This window comes from Streptomyces sp. NPDC107522 (assembly GCF_055657525.1).
The window spans coordinates 395,211-418,460 of record NZ_JBVKAU010000002.1 but is presented as its reverse complement, the minus strand read 5'-3'; the positions used below and the strand labels follow the sequence as shown (position 1 = coordinate 418,460).

21 protein-coding genes are annotated in these 23,250 nt (G+C 70.8%); 7 read left to right on the top strand and 14 right to left on the bottom strand.

Annotated elements, in window-relative coordinates; genetic code table 11:
- Positions 1-98: 98 nt before the first annotated feature.
- Positions 99-2,342 (top strand): WD40/YVTN/BNR-like repeat-containing protein, encoded by a 2,244-nt coding sequence (locus tag ACZ7L6_RS07240; protein ID WP_471920988.1) that lies wholly within the window; start codon positions 99-101, stop codon positions 2,340-2,342.
- A gap of 98 nt (positions 2,343-2,440) precedes the next feature.
- Here ACZ7L6_RS07240 and ACZ7L6_RS07235 read toward each other — a convergent pair whose 3' ends face one another.
- The 4 genes from ACZ7L6_RS07235 to ACZ7L6_RS07220 form a co-directional block, all read right to left on the bottom strand.
- A complete protein-coding gene (locus tag ACZ7L6_RS07235) occupies positions 2,441-2,851 on the bottom strand; it encodes a VOC family protein (RefSeq protein WP_471920987.1) in 411 nt (136 codons plus the stop codon).
- A 99-nt stretch (positions 2,852-2,950) separates the two neighbouring features.
- On the bottom strand, positions 2,951-4,849 hold the full coding sequence (gene htpG, locus ACZ7L6_RS07230) for a molecular chaperone HtpG (protein WP_471920986.1): 1,899 nt from the start codon (positions 4,847-4,849) through the stop codon (positions 2,951-2,953).
- Positions 4,850-4,968: 119 nt separating this feature from the next.
- The gene (locus tag ACZ7L6_RS07225; RefSeq protein WP_471920985.1) at positions 4,969-5,682 is read right to left on the bottom strand and encodes a class F sortase; all 714 of its coding nucleotides are present in this window, start codon (positions 5,680-5,682) and stop codon (positions 4,969-4,971) included.
- 143 nt (positions 5,683-5,825) lie between these two features.
- Entirely contained in the window at positions 5,826-6,359 is a 534-nt protein-coding gene (locus ACZ7L6_RS07220) for a hypothetical protein (RefSeq protein ID WP_471920984.1), read from the bottom strand.
- A gap of 341 nt (positions 6,360-6,700) precedes the next feature.
- Here ACZ7L6_RS07220 and ACZ7L6_RS07215 point away from each other — a divergent pair, with 341 nt between their 5' ends.
- On the top strand, positions 6,701-7,759 hold the full coding sequence (locus tag ACZ7L6_RS07215; protein WP_471920983.1) for an acyltransferase family protein: 1,059 nt from the start codon (positions 6,701-6,703) through the stop codon (positions 7,757-7,759).
- A 19-nt stretch (positions 7,760-7,778) separates the two neighbouring features.
- Here the strand turns inward: ACZ7L6_RS07215 and ACZ7L6_RS07210 are convergent, their stop codons facing one another.
- The 5 genes from ACZ7L6_RS07210 to ACZ7L6_RS07190 all read right to left on the bottom strand — a co-directional run bounded on the left by ACZ7L6_RS07210 (position 7,779) and on the right by ACZ7L6_RS07190 (position 12,469).
- Positions 7,779-8,375, bottom strand: a complete 597-nt coding sequence (locus ACZ7L6_RS07210; RefSeq protein ID WP_471920982.1) for a TetR/AcrR family transcriptional regulator — start codon at positions 8,373-8,375, stop codon at positions 7,779-7,781.
- 19 nt (positions 8,376-8,394) lie between these two features.
- Complete coding sequence (locus ACZ7L6_RS07205) at positions 8,395-10,458, bottom strand: galactose-binding domain-containing protein (protein WP_471920981.1); 2,064 nt, start codon at positions 10,456-10,458, stop codon at positions 8,395-8,397.
- Positions 10,459-10,624: 166 nt separating this feature from the next.
- Positions 10,625-11,401, bottom strand: a complete 777-nt coding sequence (locus ACZ7L6_RS07200; protein ID WP_471920980.1) for a class I SAM-dependent methyltransferase — start codon at positions 11,399-11,401, stop codon at positions 10,625-10,627.
- 44 nt (positions 11,402-11,445) lie between these two features.
- Positions 11,446-11,775, bottom strand: a complete 330-nt coding sequence (locus ACZ7L6_RS07195) for a branched-chain amino acid transporter permease (protein ID WP_471920979.1) — start codon at positions 11,773-11,775, stop codon at positions 11,446-11,448.
- Complete coding sequence (locus ACZ7L6_RS07190; protein ID WP_471920978.1) at positions 11,768-12,469, bottom strand: AzlC family ABC transporter permease; 702 nt, start codon at positions 12,467-12,469, stop codon at positions 11,768-11,770. Before ACZ7L6_RS07190 ends, ACZ7L6_RS07195 begins: the two co-directional genes overlap by 8 nt.
- A 62-nt stretch (positions 12,470-12,531) precedes the next feature.
- On the opposite strand from ACZ7L6_RS07190, the gene ACZ7L6_RS07185 reads away from it, so the two are divergent.
- A complete protein-coding gene (locus ACZ7L6_RS07185) occupies positions 12,532-12,990 on the top strand; it encodes an Lrp/AsnC family transcriptional regulator (RefSeq protein ID WP_471920977.1) in 459 nt (152 codons plus the stop codon).
- Positions 12,987-13,706, top strand: coding sequence for a lysostaphin resistance A-like protein (locus ACZ7L6_RS07180; protein WP_471920976.1), 720 nt, complete (start codon positions 12,987-12,989; stop codon positions 13,704-13,706). Before ACZ7L6_RS07185 ends, ACZ7L6_RS07180 begins: the two co-directional genes overlap by 4 nt.
- 28 nt (positions 13,707-13,734) lie before the next feature.
- On the opposite strand, the gene lpdA is transcribed toward ACZ7L6_RS07180, so the two are convergent.
- From lpdA to ACZ7L6_RS07165, 3 genes are all read right to left on the bottom strand, one after another.
- Positions 13,735-15,147: a dihydrolipoyl dehydrogenase gene (gene lpdA / locus ACZ7L6_RS07175; protein WP_471920975.1), complete on the bottom strand. Its 1,413-nt coding sequence runs from the start codon at positions 15,145-15,147 to the stop codon at positions 13,735-13,737.
- Between the two features lie 155 nt (positions 15,148-15,302).
- The gene (locus ACZ7L6_RS07170; RefSeq protein WP_471920974.1) at positions 15,303-16,220 is read right to left on the bottom strand and encodes an SCO2400 family protein; all 918 of its coding nucleotides are present in this window, start codon (positions 16,218-16,220) and stop codon (positions 15,303-15,305) included.
- A 117-nt stretch (positions 16,221-16,337) separates the two neighbouring features.
- A complete protein-coding gene (locus ACZ7L6_RS07165; protein ID WP_471920973.1) occupies positions 16,338-19,496 on the bottom strand; it encodes an amidohydrolase family protein in 3,159 nt (1,052 codons plus the stop codon).
- Between the two features lie 196 nt (positions 19,497-19,692).
- Here ACZ7L6_RS07165 and ACZ7L6_RS07160 point away from each other — a divergent pair, with 196 nt between their 5' ends.
- Positions 19,693-20,091: an ACT domain-containing protein gene (locus ACZ7L6_RS07160; protein ID WP_471920972.1), complete on the top strand. Its 399-nt coding sequence runs from the start codon at positions 19,693-19,695 to the stop codon at positions 20,089-20,091.
- A 2-nt stretch (positions 20,092-20,093) separates the two neighbouring features.
- Here the strand turns inward: ACZ7L6_RS07160 and ACZ7L6_RS07155 are convergent, their stop codons facing one another.
- Entirely contained in the window at positions 20,094-20,684 is a 591-nt protein-coding gene (locus tag ACZ7L6_RS07155; RefSeq protein WP_471920971.1) for a hypothetical protein, read from the bottom strand.
- Between the two features lie 150 nt (positions 20,685-20,834).
- Here ACZ7L6_RS07155 and ACZ7L6_RS07150 point away from each other — a divergent pair, with 150 nt between their 5' ends.
- On the top strand, positions 20,835-22,172 hold the full coding sequence (locus tag ACZ7L6_RS07150; protein ID WP_471920970.1) for a sensor histidine kinase: 1,338 nt from the start codon (positions 20,835-20,837) through the stop codon (positions 22,170-22,172).
- Positions 22,169-22,771 (top strand): response regulator transcription factor, encoded by a 603-nt coding sequence (locus ACZ7L6_RS07145; protein ID WP_471920969.1) that lies wholly within the window; start codon positions 22,169-22,171, stop codon positions 22,769-22,771. Before ACZ7L6_RS07150 ends, ACZ7L6_RS07145 begins: the two co-directional genes overlap by 4 nt.
- Positions 22,772-22,790: 19 nt before the next feature.
- Here ACZ7L6_RS07145 and ACZ7L6_RS07140 read toward each other — a convergent pair whose 3' ends face one another.
- The gene (locus ACZ7L6_RS07140; RefSeq protein WP_471920968.1) at positions 22,791-23,222 is read right to left on the bottom strand and encodes a helix-turn-helix domain-containing protein; all 432 of its coding nucleotides are present in this window, start codon (positions 23,220-23,222) and stop codon (positions 22,791-22,793) included.
- Between the last annotated feature and the right edge of the window lie 28 nt (positions 23,223-23,250).

Here is a 23,250-nt window from a genome sequence, read left to right as displayed (position 1 = left end):
ATCGCTCCCAGGGCGACGATCGCGCACCCTTCTGCTCAACTCGCTTCTCTCGTAACGTCATTGCCGCTTGAGATGGCCATGACGATGGAAGGGGCTTCATGGGCAGAGGTCTGCTGTCTCTGGTTCTCGCCGCAGTCACGGGAGCCGCGTTACTCGCGGCACCCGCGGCCGCCGCGCCGACCCCGCCGTCCGGGTCGGCCGCGCCGCCCGGCCCGTCCGATGTGTACCGGCCGGTCCGTGGGCCGTCCGCCCCAGCGGAGTACCGCTACCTGCAGAAGACCCTGCCGGGCGAGTCGCTTCCGCGTCACGCCCATGACCTCGCCGCCGCCCAGGCCCGTGAACTGCCGACCGTCGGCGGGCGCTGGAGGAGCGTCGGGCCCACGAACATCGGCGGGCGGGTCGTCTCCCTCGCGCTCGACCCGAAACGCGCCGACACCCTGTACGCCGCGGCGGCGAGCGGCGGGCTGTGGCGCAGCACCGACGCCGGGGCGACGTTCCACTCGGTGTGGCCCGACAGCTGGACGCAGGCCATGGGCGCGGTGGCCACCGCCCCCGACGGAACGCTGTATGTCGGCACCGGTGAGCCCAATCCGGGCGGCGGGAGCATCACCTACGAAGGGACGGGGCTGTACCGGAGCCGGGACGGCGGCCGCACCTGGAAGCCGATCGGTCTGCGTGACTCCGGCGCGATCAGCGCCATCACCGTGGACCCCGCGAACCCGCGCCGCATCTACGTGGCAGCCGCCGGCTCGCTCTACAACGGCGGCGGTGACCGAGGCGTGTACCGCTCGGAGGACGGCGGCACCACCTGGGAGCGGATCCTCGCCGGCGCCAACGAGTTCACCGGCGCCACCGAGATCGTCCTCGACGGCGACCGGCTCTACGCCGTGCTGTGGGACCACCGCAGGACACCCGAACTGCGGACGTACGGCGGTGTCGGCTCGGGTGTCTTCCGCAGCACGGACGACGGAGAGACCTGGCAGCGGCTCGGCGGCGGGCTGCCCGCGGCCGGCCCGGACGTGGGACGCATCGGCCTCGCGGTCGCGGGCGAGAAGCTCTACGCGATCGTCAACAGGACCAGCGGCCCCTTCGAGGGCTTCTACGCCTCGGCCGACGGCGGCGGCACCTGGACCCGGACCCCCGCCAATGACACCCTCACGGGCTCGCAGTCCAGCTTCGGCTGGTGGTTCGGCAAGGTGTGGATCGACCCCCGGGACAGCGAGCACGTCCACGTGGCGGGCGTGCCCCTGATGACCACGAAGGACGGCGGCGGCACCTGGACGGCCGACGACACCAGCATGCACGTCGACCAGCACGCCATGGTGTGGGACCCGCGCCGCCCGGGCCGCGTCTACCTCGGCAACGACGGCGGCGTCTACCGCTCCGACGCGAACGGCGACGGCGGCTGGGTCAAGTCCCGCCACCAGCCCTACACCCAGCTCTACAGCGCGGCGATCAGCCCGCAGGACGTCACCCGGATCTCGGGCGGCGCCCAGGACAACGGCTCGCTGCGGTCCTGGGGCGGGGAGAGGTTCAACGAGTACCTCGGCGGTGACGGCGAGGAGAACCTCATCAACCCCACGGACGTGAGCAACGTCTTCGCCTGCTACCAGTACGGCAACTGCTTCAGCTCCACCGACGGCGGGGACACGCTCACGTACTTCGCGGACCGGACGACGTACAAGCGCCGGAACTGGTTCACGCCGGTGGTCTTCGACCCGCGGGACCCGAAGATCCTCTACTACGGCTCGGAGGTGCTGAACCGCTCCACGGACGGCGGCGCGACCTGGCAGCCCATCAGCTCCGACCTGAGCGGCGGCCCGGGCCCCGACCCGATCTACACCAACTACGGCACGATCACCTCGATCGCCCCGGCGGCTGACGGGCGCACCGTCTACGTCGGCACGGACGACGGCCGCGTCTGGGTCACGAGGGACCTCGGGGCGACCTGGACTAAGGTGGCCGAGGGTCTGCCCTGGGTGACCCGGGTGGTCGTCGACCCGAAGAACCCCGACCGCGTCTGGACCACCCACTCCGGCTACCGCTCGGGCTCCCCACTGGCCCACGTGTACGGCAGCACGGACGGCGGCCGGCACTGGCGGAACCTGTCGGGCAACCTCCCGGCCGCGCCCGTCAACGACCTGGTCGTCGCCCGCGGCGGCACCCTCTACATCGGCACCGACCAGGGCGTCTTCACCAGCGCCAAGGGCGGCGGGCACTGGCTGCGCCTCGGCCGCGGCATGCCACAGGTACCGGTCGACGACATCGAGTACGACGCCGGGCACCACCGCCTGGTGGCCGCGACCTTCGGCAGGGGCTTCTATGAACTGACCACGGCCTGACCACGGCCTGACCACGGACCTGGCCCGTAACGCCCGGATGCGGCGGTGACCACCTCGACCGCCGCATCCGCCTCGCCCTCCTCCGACTCGGCCCGCTCTCAGCCGCCCTGGCCGGCGATGTTGACCATCCAGGTGATGCCGAAGCGGTCCGTACACATGCCGAAGACGTCTCCCCACATCTGCTTGTCCAGCGGCACGGTGACCGTGGCGTCGGCGGACAGCTTCTCCCAGTAGCCGCGCAGTTCGGCGTCGTCGTCCCCGCTCAGACTGACCGCGATGTTGTTGCCCGGCTTGTGGTCGCCCATCGGGGTGTCGGCGCCCATGAGGGTGAAGCCGCTGGAGGTCTCCAGCATGCCATGCATGATGTTGTCGGCCATGGGGGTGTCCTGCTGGCCGAACTCGCCGTAGGTGTTGAGCGTCAGCGTGCCGCCGAAGACTTCCTTGTAGAACTCCATCGCCTGCCGGGCGTCGCCGGCGAATGTGATGTAGGGGTTGAGACGCGAGGCCATGATTCCTCCCAGGACGGGGCCCAGAGACCGACTACTGGGAAGCTAGCGCGGGCCACTGACAATGGCCCGCGCTCACGCCCGGATGGCCTACAGCACCGGCTAGAGGGTCTGCTCCAGCCGGTCCGCCACCAGCTTCACGAACCGGGCGGGGTCCTTGGGCTGGCCGCCCTCGGCGAGCACCGCCAGCGTGTGGAGCAGCTCCGCGGACTCGGCGAGTCCTGTGCGGTCCTCGCGCTCCTTGTACGCCTGGTGAAGGCCCTTGACCAGCAGGTGGTCGGGGTTGAGCTCCAGGATCCGCTTGGTGCGCGGCACCTCCTGGCCCATCGCCCGGTACATGTTCTCCAGGGCCGGGGTCAGATCGTGCGCGTCCGAGACGACGCAGGCCGGGGAGACGGTGAGCCGCGTCGACAGGCGTACTTCCTTGATGTCCTCGTCCAGCTGCTCCCGCATCCAGCCGAGCAGACCGGCATACTCCTCGGCCTGCTTCTCCCGCTCCCCGTCGGCCTTCTCGTCCCCCTCGGCCCCCAGGTCGATCTCGCCCTTGGCGACGGACCGCAGCTTCTTGCCCTCGTACTCACCCACGGTGTCGACCCACACCTCGTCGACGGGGTCGGTGAGCAGCAGGACCTCGATGCCCTTGTCCCGGAACGCCTCCATGTGCGGGGAGTTCTCGATGCTCTGCCGGGACTCGCCGGTGATGTAGTAGATGTCGTCCTGGCCGTCCTTCATCCGCTCCACGTACTGCGCGAGCGTGGTCGGCTCGTCCTCGGCGTGCGTGGTCGCGAACGAGGCGACGGCGAGGATGGCCTCGCGGTTCTCGGAGTCGGTGACCAGGCCCTCCTTGAGGACGGTGCCGAACTCCCGCCAGAACGTGCCGTAGCGGTCCTTGTCCTTGGTCATGATCTCCTTGACCGTGGACAGGACCTTCTTCGTCAGCCGGCGCTGCATCATCCGGATGTGCCGGTCCTGCTGCAGGATCTCGCGGGAGACGTTGAGCGAGAGGTCGGCGGCGTCGACGACGCCCTTCACGAAGCGCAGGTACGGCGGCAGCAGCGCCTCGCAGTCGTCCATGATGAAGACGCGCTTCACATAGAGCTGGACGCCGCGCTTGAAGTCCCGCGTGAACAGGTCGTGCGGGGCGTGCGAGGGGATGAAGAGCAGCGACTGGTACTCGAAGGTGCCCTCCGCCTGCAGCCGGATGGTCTCCAGCGGCTCACGCCAGTCGTGGCTGATGTGCTTGTACAGCTCGTGGTACTCGTCGTCGGACACCTCGTCACGCGAACGCGCCCACAGGGCCTTCATCGAGTTCAGTGTCTCGGGTTCGGGCGCGTTGTCGCCGTCGCCCGCCTCCGGGACCATCCGGATCGGCCAGGTGATGAAGTCCGAGTAGCGCTTGACGATCTCCCTGATCGTCCACGGGGAGGTGTAGTCGTGGAGCTGGTTCTCGGGGTCGGCGGGCTTGAGGTGGAGCGTGACGGACGTGCCCTGCGGCGCGTCGTCGACGGTCTCCAGCGTGTACGTGGCCTCCCCGCGCGAGGTCCAGCGGGTCCCCTTGCTCTCCCCGGCGCGCCGGGTCACCAGCGTCACCTCGTCCGCCACCATGAAGCCGGAGTAGAAGCCGACGCCGAACTGGCCGATGAGCCCCTCGGCCCCGGCGGCGTCCTGGGCTTCCCGCAATTCCTTCAGGAACGTGGCCGTCCCCGAGTTGGCGATGGTGCCGATGAGCTGCCCGACCTCGTCGTACGACATCCCGATGCCGTTGTCGCGCACCGTGAGGGTGCGGGCGTCCTTGTCGATGTCGATCTCGATGTGCAGATCGGTCACGTCGGCGTCGAGCGTGTCGTCCCGCAGCTTTTCGAGGCGGAGCTTGTCGAGCGCGTCGGAGGCGTTGGAGACGAGCTCGCGCAGGAAGACATCCTTGTTCGAGTAGACCGAGTGGATCATCAGCTGGAGCAGCTGACGGGCCTCTACCTGGAACTCAAACGTCTCGGTCGGCATGGTTCGCGACTACCTCACAGGTTCAGTCACCGGAACTGGTCGCAGTCACTGTAGGACACGAGGTCAGCGCGGAGTGCGGCGGTTCGGGAAGGAGCCCGGGGCCGCGGCCGGCCGGAGGGTCAGGCGAGGTGGGCGAAGACGACCAGGTTCGCGGTGTAGTCCCTGGCCCGGCGGTCGTAGTCCCCGGCGCAGGTGATCAGCCGGACCTGGGCATCGGGGGTGTCGCCGTAGACCCGCTTGCTCGGGAAGGTGTCCTTGTCGAACTGCTCCACGCTGTCGACCACGAAGGACGCCCTGCGCCCGTCCGCTCGCACCACCTGGAAGTCGTCCCCCTTCTCCAGCTCGCTGAGTCTCGCGAACACCGCGGCGGACGTCGCCGTGTCCACGTGCCCGGCGATGACCGAGGTGCCCCTCTCACCGGGAGAGGCTCCCTTGGCGTACCAGCCGACGAGGTTGATGTCGTGCGCCGGTGGGGGTTCGAGCTGGCCCGAGGGGCCGATGGCGAGGTCGGTGAAGGGTGCGTTGACCGAGATCTCGGGGATGAGCAGGCGGATCGGCCGGGACCTCGGCAGGTGTTTGCCCACGGCTCGCGGCGCGGACGGGGACGGCTCGGCCGCCGGAAGGGACGACTCGACCGCCGGTGGAGCGTGGGGTGCGCGGTGGGCCTCGGGCGCCTCACTGCGGCCGTCGGGCAGAGTCACCACCAGCACGACGGCGGCGACCACGCTCCAGAACGTCGTCACAGCCGTACGCCTTATCCGCCGTGAGGGCGCGGAACCGTCGTCAGAAGGGACCGGGTCGACATCGGGGGACGAGGGACGGCCGTCGGCCATCGGGCACCACCTCATTCGGGCGTGGCAGCGGACACGGCAGGGGAAAGGACGGGAGCGGACACGGCAGGGGGACGACGGAGCGGGGCCGCCGCGACGCGCGGCGCACGTGCGGCGGCCTCAGCGGCTATGTCGTCGGGCATCGGTCAGGCGACGGTTCCTGAGGCCTTCTTGCGCCGCAGGGCGTACATGCCGGTGCCCGCGACCGCCAGCGCGGCCAGGCCGCCCGCGGTGACACCCGCCGGGTCGGCGAGGCCGCCGCCTCCGGTGTGCATCCCGCCGTGCGGCTTGCCGTGGTCGTCGCCCCAGGACTCCTTGCCGTGGTCGCCGCCCCATGAGTCCTCCTCATGGTCGCCCTTCCACGAGTCGTCCTTGCCGTGACCACCGCCCCAGTCGTCCTTGCCCTGGCCGCCGCCCCAGTCGTCCTCGTTGTTCACCAGGGCCAGCGCTCCGCCACCCGTGTGAACTCCGCCGCGGGGCTCGTCGTGCCTGCTTTCCTTGCCGTGCTCCTTGCCGTGATCCTTGCCGTGTTCCTTGTCGGAGTCTTCGTCGTGCTTCTTGCTGTGGGAAGACGAGTCTTCCTGGTCCCAGTCACCCGCCGTGATGGCATAGGCGGCGGGTGTGATCGCCAGTGCGGCCGTGGCCGTCGCGGTGGCGAGCAGCATGCGAACAGAGCGCATAGGTGAATCCTCCCGTCATGGCCTGGGCGGCTGACGCTTCATCACCACTGGAGCCAGGCCTTGACGTGATCCACCGTCAGCCATGCGTCCCGGACGCACCATTCGGAGCGTTCACACGGGTTACGACCACACCCCTACGGCCCTGTCTGCGCACCCTCCCGTGTGGATCACCACCGGGCGAGGTTTAGGCCGTCCGGAAGTGGTGAGGCGCGTGGGATGTCTCAGCACATCCGTACAGCCGTCGCTTCGGTCAGACCCGCACGCGATCGCGTGGGCTTCCCGCGTGGTGCCCAGGGGGCCGTGTGGTGAGCCAGGCCGTACAGACCGCGCCCGCTCGCGCCATGACCGCCCCACCTGGGCCTTCGAAGCAGCGGGACGCGTTCTTCGACAACGCCAAGTACGCGGCGATCGTGCTGGTGGCGGTGGGACACGCGTGGGAGCCGCTGCGGGACGGCAGCCGGGCCGTCACGGCCATGTACATGCTCGTGTACGCCTTCCACATGCCGGCCTTCGTCGTCATCTCCGGCTACTTCTCGCGCGGCTTCGACGGCCGCCCGGAACACCTCAAACGCCTGGTCACCGGCCTCGTCATCCCGTATGTGATCTTCGAGACGGCGTACACCCTCTTCACCAGGTGGACCGACCAGGAGCCGGACCGCCCGATCAGCCTGCTGGACCCGCTGTATCTGACGTGGTTCCTGGCGGCGCTGTTCCTGTGGCGGCTGACCACTCCCCTGTGGCGCCGGGTCCGGGCGCCGCTGCCGCTCGCGCTCGCGCTGGCGGTGCTGGCCACCTTGTCGTCGTCCATCGGCAAGGACCTCGACCTGCAGCGCACCCTGCAGTTCCTGCCCTACTTCGTGCTGGGTCTGTCCCTGAAGCCGGAGCACTTCCGGCTGGTCCGGCGCCGCGCGGTGCGGATCGCGGCCGTGCCGGTGTTCGCGTGCGCGTTCGTGGTGGCGTACTGGGCGGTGCCGCGGATGACGGGCGGCTGGTTCTACCACCGCGACAGTGCCGAGGCGCTGGGCGCGCCCGCCTGGTACGGGGTCGTGATGACGCCGGTCCTGTTCGGCTGCTCGCTGGTCCTGGTGGCCTGTTTCCTCGCCTGGGTGCCCGGGCGGCGGATGTGGTGCACCGTGCTGGGCGCGGGCACGCTCTACGGCTATCTGCTGCACGGCTTCGTCGCCCAGGGCTCCAAGTTCTGGGGCTGGTACGACCCAGCCTGGATCCGCGAGCCGCTCGGCGCGATCGTCGTGACCGTCGTCGCCGCGGTGATCGTGACCCTGCTGTGCACCCCGCCAGTCCGGCGCCTCCTGCGTTTCGTGATGGAGCCGAAGATGGGGTGGCTCTTCAGACGGGACACCACGCGACCGGGCGCTGACCGGGCCGCGGTACGCGGGTGACATCCCCCGTCCGGTCCCGTCAGGTCTCGCCGACCAGCCCGGCGATGTGCGTGACGACCGTGTCGAGGACGTCGTTCCAGGCGCCTTCGTCGCCGAGCACGAGGTGGTTGAGGGTCAGCCCGTCGGTCATGGCGGCCAGGTAGCGGGCCAGGACGGGGGCGGGCACGCGCAGTCGCAGGCCCATGGTCTGCCGCACCTGGTCGATGAGGTCGGCGTACGTCTCGGCGTACAGCTCGTACTGCCGTCTGGCCAGATGCTCGAATCCGGGCTGGCGCAGGGCGTACTGGGTCAGCTCGTAGGTGAGCATGTGCTCGTCGGGGTGGGCGCGCACGTGGTCCCAGTACGCCTGGAAGCCGGCCCGGATGGTCTCCTCGAGGGTGTCCCGGGGCCGTATCGCCTCCTTGACCAGCGTCACGTAGTGCTCGGTGATGGTGGTGATGACGGACTCGATCAGCTCCTGCTTGGAGTCGAAGCAGTAGTGGAAGACGCTCAGCGAGACGCCCGCCTCGGCGGCGATGGACCGGGTCGTCGTCCTGGGGACGCCGTCCCGGGCCATCGCCCTGATGGCCGCCTCGGTGAGCTGTCGCCGCCGCTCGGCGGACGGCAACCGTGCCATGGAGCCCCTCTCGTGGGTGTCAGCTGCTGTGGACGCCGACCTCGTAGAGGGAGTAGCCCCAGTCGGTCCCGCGGTCCAGCCCCTGGATGCGGACGTATCTGGCCGGCGTGCCGGTGAACCTGGCCGTGTCCAGGCCGCCGTCGCCGGAGGTCGTGGACCAGACGGTCTTCCAGTTCGCGCCGTCGGTGGAGAGCTCGATGCGGTACGCCTTGCCGTAGGCGCGCTCCCAGTCGAGGGTGACCCGCTTGACCAGCTGTGTGGACCCGAGGTCGAGCCGGTACCACTGGTCGTCGCTCCAGTCGCTCGCCCAGCGGGTGCCGCCGTCGCCGTCGACGGCGCGCTGCGGCTGGTAGCTCGTGAACAGGCTCCACTCCGACGAGCTCGCCGAGGCGGTGGAGCCGCGCGCGAGATTGACGCCGGCCTTGTGGTTCTCGGAGGCCGCCCAGGTGTCGAGGTAGGACTCGGCGCCCCGGAAGAGGTCGTCCACCGTGTCCTGGCCGCCGACGCGGCGGATGTCCTCGATCCAGTCCGGGACGAGGCCGTAGTGGGCGGCGCCGTCGGTGTTCAGGTCCCAGGTGCGCTCGCCGGTGGTCTGCCGGTCGATGACGGAGCCGCCGTCGACGCTCTTGAAGGGGTACGTCACCTTGTTGGGGGCGTCAGCTCCGCGCGGTCCCGGCCAGCCGCCGACGCCGTTCATGTCGGTGCCGTAGCCGTAGCCCACGCCGTACTTGTCGCGCAGGGCCTCGGTGCGCTTGGCCTCCGCGACGAAGCCCTCGGAGCCGTGCATGTACTGGGCGATGAAGCCGCCGAGGCCGTAGACCCGTTCGGTCCAGTTCAGGTCCATCCAGCTGTGCGAGGAGAGTACCCCGGGGTAGGACTCGGCCTCGAAGATGTCGAGCGCGCGGCCGGTGGCCTTGACGCTCATGTGGTCGATCTCGAGCATCATCTTGCGTTTCATCATGCCGCGTACGGCGTACTCACCGAGTTCGGTGAGCCCGCGGACGTTGCACTGGGCGTCCGAGCCGTACGAGGGGACCTCCACGCCCGCCGGGAGCTCCTCCTCGGCTTCGGCTGCCGAGGCGTTGCCGATGGGGTTGTCGTGCTGCGGGCCCTTGCACGTCTCCGTCTTCCAGAAGGTGCCGGTGGACAGGAACTGGCCGACGTTGATGGCCGTTCCGAGGGTGCCCGAGTCGAAGCGGACCCCGCACAGGGCGTTGTCGAACTTGTGGCACAGGAACATGCTGCGCACGCCCAGCGCGTACAGCTCGTCCAGGCCCTTGTCGATGTCCTCCTTGCCGCACTGCGGGATGTCGAGGATCTGCTTGCAGCCGAACGGCTCGGAGGTCTCGACACCGAGGATGACGGCCAGTTTGCCCTGCTCGATGACCTCACGGGCCTGCGCGCTGTCGGTGACGATCCGGAACCAGCCCTTGCCGGTGCCGCCGTACATCTTGTCGATGAAGGCCTGCATGTCGTACGTCAGCTTCGCCTGGAGGCGGATCGACGTCATCTCGTCGCAGCTGCGGTCCTTGAAGAAGTACACGGAGCAGATCACGCCGTTGGTGACGAGGTCGTTGACCAGCACCCGCTGGCCGCCGCGCCAGGCCCGCTCCACCCAGGCGTAGTAGTTCTGCTGGTGCGTCAGCGAGTCGTGCGCGGGCCAGTCCTTGAAGGTGGGCCAGCCGACGGGATCGTGCTTGCCGTCACCGCCGTTGGTGATGAAGTCGAAGATCGCGAGCGAGCCGTCGGGGTAGTGCTCGGGGCAGTCCTTGAGGGCGTCGGCGACGCCCTGCTCGGAGAACGGCTTTCCGCAGATCAGACGGCCGCCGAAGGCCTCGTTGGAGAAGATGTGGTCGTGCGCGTCGACGAAGCCGCGGACCTCGCCCTTGGCGTTGGTGCCGGTGAAGGGCTCGCCCGTGACATTGATCCGGGAGTCCGGGGCGGGGCGTGCGGTCGGCTCCCACCAGTCGGTTCCGGCCGCCGAGCTGGGGGTCGGGCCCAGGGCGACGGACAGCACGAGGAGGAGGAGCGACACAACGGTGACGTTCTTGCGTCTGCGGTACGGGCGTCCGGCACTGGTCACGGCCCATGTCCCTCGGTCGGCGGGATCGCGGGGTCGGCTTGTCATGACCTCGCAATATGTGCGACGAGAATGGCCACTACCGCATGCCGAGTCAATAGTCCGGGACAGATGACCTACTGGCCGGTACTGGATGCGTTACTGACGGGGAATCGGTTGGGGACTCCGTTCACACCGCGTGGGTGACCCGGATCTTCGACTGGCCGTGCGGCAGTTCCTCCCAGTCCGTCATGAAGCGGGCCCGCAAGCCGTGTTTCTCAGCCAGTGCCACGAGGGTCTCGGTGCGGTAGTAGAAGTCCTCCCGCAGGACGTGGTGTTCCTCCCCCTCGGTGCGATCGAAGGTGAAGTCGAACCAGCCGCCCGGGGCGAGCACCCGGCCGACGTTGGCCAGGCACTCCTCGATCACCGGGAGCGGCGAGTGCGAGAAGACGCTGTGTGCGTGTACGACGTCGAAGTGCGCGTCGGGCAGGAACCGCAGCGTCAGGTCGCGCACCGGGGTCAGCGTGGGGAGCCGCTGCTGCAGGCCCATGTCCACGACGGTGTCCTGTGCGGCGAAGAGGATGTCGGGCGAGATGTCGATGCCGTAGTAGTGACCGGGGTCGAGGTGGCGGATGAACCGCCAGCCGCCGCGCAGGTTGCCGCAGCCGATCTCCAGCATCCGGTGCCCGGGCCGCAGGCCGTGGCCGACGAGGTAGTCGAACTGCATCGCCCCGAGCGCCAGCCAGCGCTCGCGGCTGTGGCTGCCGACCGCGGCATCCGGGTCCGCGCGGCTGTCGGAGCGCATCACGGCGCGGTAGTAGGAGACGTGGTCCGGGTGTCGGCGGCGCAGCCACATGTCCCGGGCGGTGCGGGCCAGATGGCGGGGCACGCGGTCGGGGTGGCGCAGGGCGTAGGCAAGGCGGTGGGTGAGGGCCGAACGGTTGACGGTGAGGTTCCTGGCCGGCATGGGGATCCTGCCTTCCTCGGGGACTCCCTGTGGACACGGCGCCCTCAGCGGGCGAACACCGTGCTGGTCAATGCCACGTGCAGGGCCGTACCCCCGAGGATGCTCAACAGTGCGTTGCGGCGCCACAGGTGCAGGCCGACGGTGACGGTCAGGGCCGGCAGCGGGGCGAGGGCGCGGGGTTGGGTCAGCGGCAGGTCGCGCAGGCAGTAGACGACGAGGATCACCATGACGCCCGCGGGCATCCGGGTGGCGAGGTACCGCACGGTGGTGCTCGCGCGCAGCGGGGCGAGGGCGGCGAAGGGCAGGGCGCGCAGGGCCCAGGTGACGACGGCGGCGACGGCCACCGCGGCGACGGCGTAACGGGTGTCAGGCATGGCTCGGCTTCCGGGCAGTCGCGAGGTGCCGGGCCAGGAGCCCGGCGAGGAACAGGGTGAAGGCCGCCAGGAGCAGCTGGCCGGGAAGGAGAAGGCGGGCGGTGAGGGCGCTGAGGAGGGCGAGCAGCGGGGTCGGCAGATCGCCGCGCCGGTGCCGGACGGCGTCGAGGGCCAGGACGGTGAACAGGGCTGTCAGCGCGAAGTCCAGGCCGGTGACGCCGTCCGGAATGAGGGAGCCGAGCAGGGCGCCGACGGTGGCGCCCCCTGCCCAGTACAAGTGGAGAAGGGACTGAAGCCAGAGGATGCGCCGGCCGGACCAGGAGCGGGCCTGTTCCCCGGCGGTCAGGGCGTATGCCTCGTCGCAGAGCGCGAACGTGCTGTACGTCCTGCCGAGGCGGCTCGTGACCCGGCGCAGGGGGAAGGACAGCCCGTAGAAGACGTGCCGGAGGTTCACCAGGAGCGCTGACACGGCGATCGTCGCCAGCGGTGCGCCGGCGGTGACGAGGCCGATGAGCAGGAACTCGAACGATCCGCCGAAGATCAGCCCGCTGGACAGGCTCGCCCACCACCAGTCGAGACCCGACTGGGTGACGAGCGCCCCGAAGGCGATGCCGAGCGGGACGAATCCCAGGCCCACGGCAGCGGAGTCCTCGAAGGCGGCACGGGCCTCGGAGGGTGCAGTGCGTATACCCATGGGGAAATTTTAGGAAAGGTGGCGCCTTATTTGGTTGCCATTCATGGCTCTAAGATCGAGAAATGGGCAATGAAATAAGCATTGATGCGACTGATCGGGAAATTTTGTTCCACCTGCGTCAGGACGGTCGGTTGACGAACGTGGAGCTGGCCAAGCGGGTCGGTCTGACGCCTCCGCCCTGCCTGCGCCGGGTCAAGCGGCTGGAGGAGGCCGGTGTCATCAGCGGATATCGGGCCGTCATCGATCCCGAAGCCCTGGGGCAGGGTCTGGAAGTCCTCATCGACGTCGAGGTGAGCGCCAACGACCGCAAGACGTTCCTGGACTTCGAGGACACCGTGGCCTCCTACGACGAGGTCATCGAGTTCCGCCGTATGTACGGCCGCCCCGACTACTTCATCCGGGTCGCCGTCGCCGACCATGCGGCGTACGAGGCCTTCCTCACCGAGAAGCTCAGCGGTATCTCCTGCGTGCTGCGCATCGACTCCCACCTGACGATGAAGACGATCAAGGCAGGCCCATGACCGCTGCCCGGTGTCGGCCGATCGTATGTGCCGTCGTCGTTCTCGCCGCCGCGAACCTGCTGAACAACTGGCTCGCGCGCAGCCCCGGCATGTATGTGGTCGTGTGTGTGACCGCGACGGCCGTACTGCTGCTCATCGCCAGATGGGACGGTCTCACCCGGGCCGACCTGGGGCTCGACGGGGCGGGGCTGCGCCGGGGGCTGCGGTGGGCTCCCGTCCTGGCGGGGATCGTGCTCCTGGTCCTGCTGCTTCTCCTCGCCGTTCCGGCCGGGCGGGAGGCGTTCGAGGACTCCAGGGCGGCGGACCTGTCCGTGGGGCAGGTGCTGTGGGTCACGCTGGTGCGGGTGCCGTTCGGGACCGTGCTGCTGGAGGAGACCGCCTTCCGTGGTGTGTTGTGGGCGATGATCCGGCGCCGGCACGGAACGGCATGGGCCACCGCCGTGTCGTCGCTGCTGTTCGGGCTGTGGCACCTGCTGCCGTCCCGCGGCCTCAACCGCTCCAACGCCGCAGTCGGCTCGGTCTTCGGCGACGGCCCGGCGGGCGTCGTACCGACGGTCGCCGTGGCGATCGCGGCCACGGCCGCCGCCGGGGTCGTCCTGTGCGAACTGCGCCGCCGCTCCGGCAGCCTGTTGGCACCGATGGCCCTGCACTGGGCGGTCAACAGCTTCGGTTACGTGTTCGCCTGGGCGGCGGCCCGCTGGTGGCTCGACGGCTGACTCGGCGCGCGAGCCAACGCAGTCGGCGTCAGAAGTTGATCATGTGGCCCGCGAGGCCGTGGACCGCTTCCTTCACCGCCTCGCCGAGGGTCGGGTGGGCGTGGACGTTGCGGGCGACCTCATGGACGGTGAGGTCCCACTGCTGGGCCAGGGTCAGCTCGGGCAGCAACTCGGTGACGTCCGGGCCGATGAGGTGGCCGCCGATCAGTTCGCCGTACTTCGCATCGCTGATCAGCTTCACGAAACCGGTGGCATCGCCCAGGCCGTGCGACTTGCCGTTCGCGGTGAAGGGGAACTTCGCCACCTGCACGTCGTAACCCAGCTCCCGGGCCTGGGCCTCGGTGTAGCCGAAGCTGGCGATCTGCGGCTGGCAGTAGGTGGCGCGCGGGATCATCGCGTAGTCCAGCTCCATCGTCTCGGCGTCCGCGATGGTCTCGGCGGCGACGATGCCCATCGCCTCGGCGGCATGCGCGAGCATCAGCTTCGCCGTCACGTCACCGATGGCGAAGATGTGCGGCACGGAGGTACGGCAGCGGCCGTCGACGTCGATCGCGCCGCGCTCGGTGACGGTCACGCCGGTCTTGTCCAGGCCGTATCCCTCGACGTTCGGCTGGAAGCCGATCGCCTGCAGCACCTTGTCGGCCTCCAGGACCTGCTGCGAGCCGTCCTTGGCGGTGACGGTGACGCGGACCTGCGGGCCGGACTCGTCGATGGCGTCGACACGGGTGGCCGTCATCACGTCGATGCCCAACCGGCGGTACTGCTTGGCGAGTTCGGCGGAGACCTCGGCGTCCTCCAGCGGGGTCATCCGGTCCAGGAACTCGACGATGGTGACCTTCACACCGTAGTTGTGGAGAACGTACGCGAACTCGACGCCGATCGCGCCGGCGCCCGCGATGACGATCGAGCCCGGCAGTTCCTCGGCCAGGATCTGCTCCTCGAACGTCACCACGCGCGCGCTGCGCCGGGTGCCGGGCAGCAGCTTCGGTGTGGCGCCGGTGGCGATGATGCAGTGGTCGAAGCCGATGGTGCGGGTGTTGCCCTCGTAGTCGGTGACCTGGAGGGTGTGCGGGTCGAGGAAGGTGCCGCGGCCGTCGTACTCGGTGATCTTGTTCTTCTTCATCAGGTAGTGGACGCCCTTGACCCGGCCGTCGGCGACCTTGCGGCTGCGGCGGAACGCCTCGCCGTAGTCGAAGCTGACCTGCCCGTCCACCTTGATGCCGAAGGTCTTCGCCTCGCGGGTGAAGATGTGCGCCAGTTCGGCGTTGCGCAGCAGGGCCTTGCTGGGAATGCAGCCCACGTTCAGGCAGACGCCGCCCCAGTACTTCTCCTCCACGACCGCCACCCGCTTGCCCAGCTGGGCGGCGCGGATGGCGGCGACGTAACCGCCCGGGCCCGCGCCGAGGACCACGACATCGAAGCGCTCGTCCTGCTCGACCATGGAAAGTCTTCCTTCCTGAGGGCGTCGTCCTGCTCTGCCGGAGCCGGACTCCGTCAGGGAACGGCGTCCGGCTTCTTCCAGCATGACCGCATCGACGGGATCTTGTGGCGATGCGGGAGGGTGACGGTGATCTCAGGTGGGCCGCGCTCGCGTGGTCAGCCGAGGCAGAGGACGTTGAGCACGCAGAGCTGCGCCGGCGAGGTCTCCTCGGGTGCGGGGCTCGTCTGCGAGGGGGGCGTCGCCGAGTCCGAGTCGTCGGTCGGCGTGGGGGTGGGGGTCGCCGTCTGCTGCTGCCCGGACGACGTGCCGCCGCTGTCGCCCGTGTTCGTTCCGCCGGACGTCGAGGCGCCGGTCTGCGCCTGCGGGGCCGTCGTAGCCGTCGGAAGCGGAGTGCCGGCCGCGTCCGGTCGGGTGAACTGCCGCGTGGCGCGCGGCACGGTGTCGGCCTCCCGGCGCCCGGCCTCGGTCGGGGAAGGATGCGACGTCGGAGTGTCGGTGCGCGAGGTCTTGTGGGCGTCCGGCGGCGTGGACGCCGGACGGGTGAGCTCCGACTTCTGTTGCGGCAGCCCCACGTTCGGCCGTTCCGGGGCGGTGGCCGCCTGGGCCTTGTCCACGGACCCCCGGTTCATCGCCGAGACGGTCAGTCCGCCGCCGACCAGCGCCACGGCGGTCGCGACCACGGCCCGGCGCTGGTTCTTCTTCCAGCGGGCCCGCTGGCGACGCCGTGCCGCCCTGCCCTCCGGGGCGACGGGTACGCCCTCCAGATCGGCGGACGGCTCGGCGGGAGCCGCCTCGTCGGCGCCGGCCGACGGCGCCGACTCGTCCCGGAAGTAGCCGTCGTACCAGGCGTCGTCGGCGGGTGGCTCCCACGCCGGTGTCCCGGTGGCGGCCGCGCCGGGCGTCACCGACACGGCGGGACCCGCGACCGCGGAGGGAGCGATGTCCGGGGCGTAGGCGCCGCACCCGGGGCACACGAGGGCCCCGTTGAGATGCCGACGGCACGAGGAGCAGTAGTCCATCTGCGGTCTTTCTGGGTTGCTGCGCCTCGGCCCGTCCGGCCGCGGCTTGGTCACATTCGTATAAAGGGTCGAACGGCCAGTAACGCTAACGAGGCTTTGGACGGGCTGTGTGCAGCCCAAGTGATGCTCCTGCGCAGATGTCCCAGGAAGTGTGTGTGGACCATGACCGGCTCACAGGTCACAGCAGCCCTCCCGGCGCATGAGGCGGCTCACCTCCAGCCACTCCGCCCGCCCTTCGACAGCGGCGTCGAAGGCGTCGACCAGCTCCGCCTGCTCGAACAGGACGCCGCCGCGCAGGACCGCCACCGTACGGATCAGCGTCGCGAAGTCGGTGAACGGATCGCCGTCCACGACCGTGAGATCGGCGAGCTTGCCCTCCTCCACGGTGCCCAGGTCGGCGTCGGCGCCGAAGACGCGCGCGGGCAGCAGCGTGGCGGTGCGCAGCGCTTCGGCCGGGGACAGACCGGCGCGGTGCAGTGCGCGCAGGGCCAGGTGCAGATGCAGCCCGACCGGGACGAGCGGCTGGTCCGTGCCGAGGGCGACCAGGCCGCCGCCCGCCAGGATCCGCCGGTAGACGTCCATCTCCCGTCCGAGCGTGGCCAGTTGGGCGGCGGAGGGCGGCTGTCCGGCCTGCTGGCGGACCTGTGCCGTGTCCCACGGCGGCATGAGTGCGGTGACGCGCGGGTCGTCCGCGAGCGCGGGGTCGGCGCCGAGGAGGGCCCCTGCCGTTAAGGGCGTGGCGACGAGGTGGAAGTCGGTGGCGGTGTAGATCTCCTCGACGTCCTGATACGCCCGCCCCGTGGCCGAGGTCGCGTGCCCGAACTCCAACCGCTGCGTGGCCTGCAGATGGGTCGTCAGGTCCTGGCCCAGCTGCACACCGGGCGTACACAGGTGACTGCCGCTGCGCACCCCGAGCCGCTCGTGCCCGAACTCCGCGGCCTCCTTCATCACCCAGCCCGGAGCCCGTACGTACGTCTTCACGAAGTCCCAGTCCAGCGCGGCCCCGCGTGCCAGCGAGCGGCGCAGCCCCTCGGCGGTGCGGTGGGCGCGGCCCATGCTGTAGGCGACCCGCGCCCCGTCGAGCAGTTCGCCGGTGGTCAGCAGCCTGGGTCCGGCGAGGGCGCCGGCGGCGACCGCCTCCCGGATGCGGGCCTGCTCGTAGGCGAAGCCGCCCAGCGAGACGGCCGTCGTGATGCCGTACGCGAGTTGGAGCGCGGTCTGCCGTCCGCCGTACGTGGACTGCCAGGGGTGGGTGTGCGCGTCCCACAGGCCCGGGATCACCGTGCGGTCGCTCGCGTCGATGTGGCGTGCGGCCGGGCGGCGGCCGGTGCGGTGCGGGGACACCTCCGCGATCCGGCCGTCGCGGATCACGACGTCGATGTCCTCGCGGACGTCCGGGCCGGTGCCGTCCCAGAGGCGGCCCGCGTGCACGACCGTGTCGGCCGGGCGCTGCCTGCGGTGGTCCAGCGGGATACGGACGGTACGGCTCCGGCCGGTGCCGATGTCGATCAGGCGCAGGGTGCCTGCGGAGAGGTGGAGCAGGGTGCGGGCGTCGGCGGACCAGGAGGGGTGGTCGGCGGGTTCGTCGGTGAGGCGGCGGGGTTCGCCGTCCGGGGTGCCGTCCGGCCGTACCGGCAGCAGCCACAGCGCCGACTCGGCGACCACCGCCATCCAGCGGCCGTCCGGCGACCAGACGGGGCCGGAGTCATAGCGGTCGGAGAGGGAGGTGTGGGGGGCGAGGGCGTGCAGGGTGGCGGCTTTGGTGGTCGTGTCGACGACCCGGATGAGGTTGTAGCCCTCGCGGAAACGCTGGTTGAGGCGGTTGCGGTCGCACAGCGCCACATACCGGCCGTCCGGCGACCAGCTGGGGCGGCCGGGCAGCCCGCCCGCGCCGAGCGGCGCGGCGAGGACCTGTTCGCCGCCGTCGGGCAGGTCGCGCACCACGAGGTTGCCGGACATGTCCAGACAGGCCAGCCGCGTACCGTCGGGCGAGAGCGCGGGGAAGACACGGCCGCCCCCGGCGAGCACGGTCTCCTCGCCGGAGCCGAGGTCACGACGTCGTACGGCGAACAGGCCGTCACGGTCGTCGGCGTACACCAGCGCCGTGCCATCGGGCGTCCAGGCTGGCGCCGACACATAGCGCGTGGTGGGGACTTGAAGGACCTTGCGGGGTGGGCGGCCGCCCGTGGTGCCGCCGATCCACAGCGCGTTGAGCGCGGCGAAGGCGACCCGGCTGCCGTCCGGTGACAGGGCGGGCAGATGCAGCGCGCGGACGGGGCGGGTGCCGTCGCCCTCGAAGTCGTACGCCTTGCCGCGGTAGCGGGGGCGGTGCACGGGCAGTGCGGCCGTGAACGGGATCTCCTCGCTGTCGCCCGGCGCGTTCGGGTCGAGCAGACGGAAGTGGCCGTCGATGTTGAGGAGCAGTCGCTCGTCGTGCGTCCAGCGGGGCGGTGCGGGGAGGAGGTCGCCCGCCACGGCGACCGGTTTCCGGTCCACCACGAGGGTGCAGGAGGCCGCGGGCGAGGGCGTGGTGCGCAGGTAAGCCAGGCGTCCGGCGGGCGAGACGGCGGGGGTCATGAGCTGGGCGCCGGAGTCGTCCGTGTGCTCGGTGGTGACCGGGCCCGAGCCGTCGGCGGCCACCGACGCGACGGTGGCCGCGCGAAGGCTGCCCGTCGCGGTGACGCCGGCGCGCACGAACAGCACGCGCTCCCCGTCGGGTGACCACGCCGGGTCGAAGTCCTCCCAGCGGGCGGCCTGTCCGGGGCCCTGCTGTCCGGGGCGCCCGGTGAGCCGGGTCAGCGCGCCGGTGCGCACGTCCACGACCCAGATGCGGTACGGCGCGCCGGTCACGGTGTCGCCGCCGCGCTCGGAGGCGAACGCGATCCGGGTGCCGTCCGGCGACCAGGCCGGGCCCCGGTCGTCCCACGGTCCGTCGGTGAGCTGCCGCAGACCGGTGCCGTCGGGCCGCAGCGTCCAGAGGTGGAAGCCTCCGCCGCGGTAGGCGCAGACGACGAGGCGGCTGCCGTCGGGCGAGAACTGCGGGCGGGTGGGTTCGAGGCCGGGCGGGGTGAGGGGGACGGCGGTGCCGCCCTGCCGCGGGACGGACCAGAGGATGTTCTGGACCTCGGCGACCAGTCGGTCACCGGACGGGGCGAGGGTCGCGGATCCGCCGGTTGCGGCGGTGAGGGACAGCGTGGTCGTACCGGAGTCGCCGGCCGCGGGCGGCGCGGTCACGGTGGCGAGCGCCGTGGCCGTGGCGGTGGCCTGGAGGAATCTGCGGCGGGAGAGGGGGCCGGAACAAGGGGCGTCGGAGGTGCCTTCGGGGTCCAAGAGAGCTCCCAGTGCGCGGAGTTGGCGTGCCGGACGAGAGAGACCACTGGTGGCAACGTACGGGGGCCCAGCACGGTTACGGACCTCATGCCGACGTTTCTCGGCCGATCTCGACCACTCGGCGCTTCCGGTATGCCGCGTCCCGGTCCGGCGGCCGGAACTGCGGACGTGTGGGACCGCCGTTACGCTCTCGATCATGGCTGGTGAACGTGACCTGCAGACACTGCTCAGCGGCATGCGTCCGGAGCTGAATCCGGGCCGATATGTGTTCACCACGGTCGAGGCCGGCGTCCCCTCCGGGGTCACCCCGGTGGTCACGGTCGCCGAGCCGGAGGGCCTCACCGTGGTGGCGCGGCAGGAGGAGGCCGACGCGGCGGGGATGGCCTACGACTACCTGGCGGGCTGGATCACACTTCGCGTGCACTCCGCACTGGAGGCGGTGGGCCTGACCGCCGCGGTCTCCCGGGCGCTCGCCGACGCCGGCCTGAGCTGCAACGTGGTCGCCGGCTTCCACCACGACCACCTCTTCGTACCGGCCGAGGACGCCGAACGGGCGGTGGCCGTCCTGGAGGACCTGGCGCGCCGCTCCTCCTGAGGTCAGACCAGGAAGAGCAGTTGGACGGCGACGAGTACGTCGATGACGCCGCACCACTCGGCGAACGTACGGGAGACGACCTTGTCGAGCCTGAGATGCACGAAGTCCCACACGCCGTGGAAGAACCAGCCGGCCGCCAGCAGATAGCGGCCAAGGTCCGGATCCACCGCCAGCCCGGCCAGAGCGAGCCCGCAGAAGACGAGCGTGCCCACGGCCTGCACGCCGAATGCGGCCCGCCCGTGCGGCGTTCCGCGGACGGCCCCCCAGGCCAGGAGGACCAGCGCCAGGGCGATGAGGACCGTCGAGGGGGCGACCACGTCCTGGAAGGGGAGGGCGAACACGGCCACCAGCCCGACCCAGAGCACCGGCCAGGTGGCCTGCGGCCTGCCGATCTGGTTGACGACCAGATAGATCAGGGGCAGCAGCGGCAGGATCTCACCGAAGCCGCCGACCGCGTCGGCCACGTCCTGCGAGCCCGATGCGATCACGTTCAGGGCGACGACCGCGACGGCCAGCGCCGTGGGCCAGCGCCGCTTGAGCATCGTGGCCGGGTGCGGCCGGTCGGCGGCCGGGTGGGAGGCAGGGCTGGACATGGGGAGTCTCCTGGTCGTGAAGGGCTGCGGTGACATCTCCAACCTGCTGTGCGGAGCAGTCCGCCAGTAGTGCCGAATCCCCCTTCGTGCGCGTGGCGTTGTCACGTTCCCGCATGACATTTGTCATGCGGCGTGGGCCACAATGACCGGGTGGGGGACGGGGCGATCGATCGTGACGCGGCGGGGCTGACGAGCTTCCGCCGCTACACGTGGTGGACGGTGCCGGGCATGACCGTGGGTGTCCTGGCCTTCTTCGTCGGCGAGTGGGTCCTCGACGGTGACGTCCCGCTGTGGGCGCGCGGCCCGGCCGCCGCCGCGCTGGCGGTCGAGGTGTGGGCGAGCGTCGTCCTGCTGAACCGGCGGCTGGCCCTCCTGCCGGTGACGGACGCGCACCCCGGCGGGCCTCCCCCGGGCCGGCTGATCGCCGCCGTGGGAGCCGGAGTCGTTCTCGCGGCCTTCCCCCTTGCCCTGCGCAACTACGGGCTCTGGCCCATCGCGCCCGCCCTGGTGGTGGCGATCGTCGCCACATACCTCCCGCCGCGCCGCAGGCGACCGCTGATCGCCGGCGCCGTCGCCCTCGCGCCGCTGCCAGGTGGTCTGGTCAGTCTGGTCCAGGGAGACGGGGAACTGGCGTACGCCGCACTGTTCCCGGCCGGGTTGGTCGCCTTCACGGCCTGGGTGACGCTCGGCCCGCTGTGGGCCTGGGACACGGCACGGCGGCTGGACGAGGCGCGGCGGCTGGAGGCGGAGCTGGCGGTCAAGGAGGAGCGGCTGCGGTTCGCCGCCGACCTGCACGACATCCAGGGCCACCACCTCCAAGTGATCGCGCTGAAGAGCGAGTTGGCGGCACGGCTCGTCGAGCCGGACCCGGCGCGCGCCGCCGCGGAGATCAAGGAGATACGGCGGCTGGCGGCGGACGCCCTGAGCGACACCCGGGCCGTGGTGCAGGGGTACCGTCGCACGTCCCTGGACGACGAGATCGGCAACGCGACCCGGGTGCTGGCCGCGGCCGACATCGACGCGAAGATGACCCTCGAACCCGCCGCCGTGGCCGCGGGCCTCACGGACTCCGCCCGGCACCTCCTCGGTCTGGTGATGCGGGAGGCCACCACGAACGTGCTGCGGCACAGCCGGGCCGGGCACGCCGAGGTCGACTACCGGATCACGGACGGGCGCGTCCGGCTGCGGGTGAGCAACGACGGTGCCGAGGAGCATCCCGCCGCCCCGGACGGCACGGGACTGCGCACGCTCGCCGAGCGGCTGGAGGCGGCGGGCGGTGAGCTGACATGGCGCCGGGACGGCGACCGGTTCGTGGTCACGGCCGCGCTGCCCGCGCACTCAGCGGAGTCGGGGCAGCCGCCGGGATCACCGGAGCGCAAGCAGTCACCGGCATCACCGGAGCCCAAGCAGTCACCGTCATCACCGGAGCCGGCACGACCGCCGACATCACCCGTGTCGCCGAACCCCGCGGACGGAGCCGCCCGATGATCCGCCTGATGATCGCCGACGACGAGGACCTGCTCAGAAGCGCCTTGGCCGCCCTGCTCGCGCTGGAGCAGGACCTCACCGTCGTCGCCGAGGCGGCCACCTCCACCGAGGCGGTACGGCTGGCCCGCGAGCACCGCCCCGACATCGCCGTCCTCGACCTGGAGATGCCGCCCACCGACGGGCTGCGCGCCGCCGAGGAGATCCGGGCCGAACTGCCCACCCACATCGTCCTGGTGACCCGGCACGCCCGGCCCGCCGTCCTGCGGCGGGCCCTGGCCGCCGGAGTACGCGGCTTCGTGCCCAAGACGACCCCGGCGGCCCGGCTGGCCGAGATCATCCGGGACATCGCCGCCGGCCGCCGCTATGTGGACCCGGACATCGCCGCGTCCGCGCTGACCGAGGACGACTGCCCCCTCACCGACCGCGAACTGGAGGTCCTGCGCGCCGCCCGCACCGGCGCGTCGATCGCGGACATCGCCGCCGAGGTCCACCTGGCCTCCGGCACGGTCCGCAACTACCTCTCCTCCGCCATGTCCAAGCTGGGCGTCCCGACCCGGCATGCGGCGGCACACCGGGCCTGGGAGCAGGGCTGGATCTGACCGCCCGGTCCCACGGGCCTCACGGGTGGCCCAGAGCCCGCTTCCGCGGCACCGCGACAGCGTCGGCTCCGGCGGACGTCAGGAGGCGGCGGAAGGTGGGGCATTCCATGTGGCTCGGTGCGGGGCAGGCGGCGGCGTGCCGCAGGGAGTCCCGCAGGACGGCCAGCTCGCGGATCCGTCTGTCCAGTTCCTCCGCCTTGGCCGTGAGCATCTGCCGGTCGATGTCCGGGGGTCCGTCCGGCGCGAACATGTGCGCGATCTCGTCGAGCGAGAACCCGGCGGTCCGCCCAAGGGCGATCAGCGCCAGGCGCTCCAGCACGCCGGGATCGTACTGACGGCGCAGGCCTCGCCTGCCGACCGGAGTGATCAGCCCCTTTTCCTCGTAGAAACGCAGGGTCGAGGCGGGAACTCCGGCGCGGCGCGCCACCTCGGCGATGTCCAGGTCCGTCATCCTCTTGACCTCAAGTCGACTTGAAGTC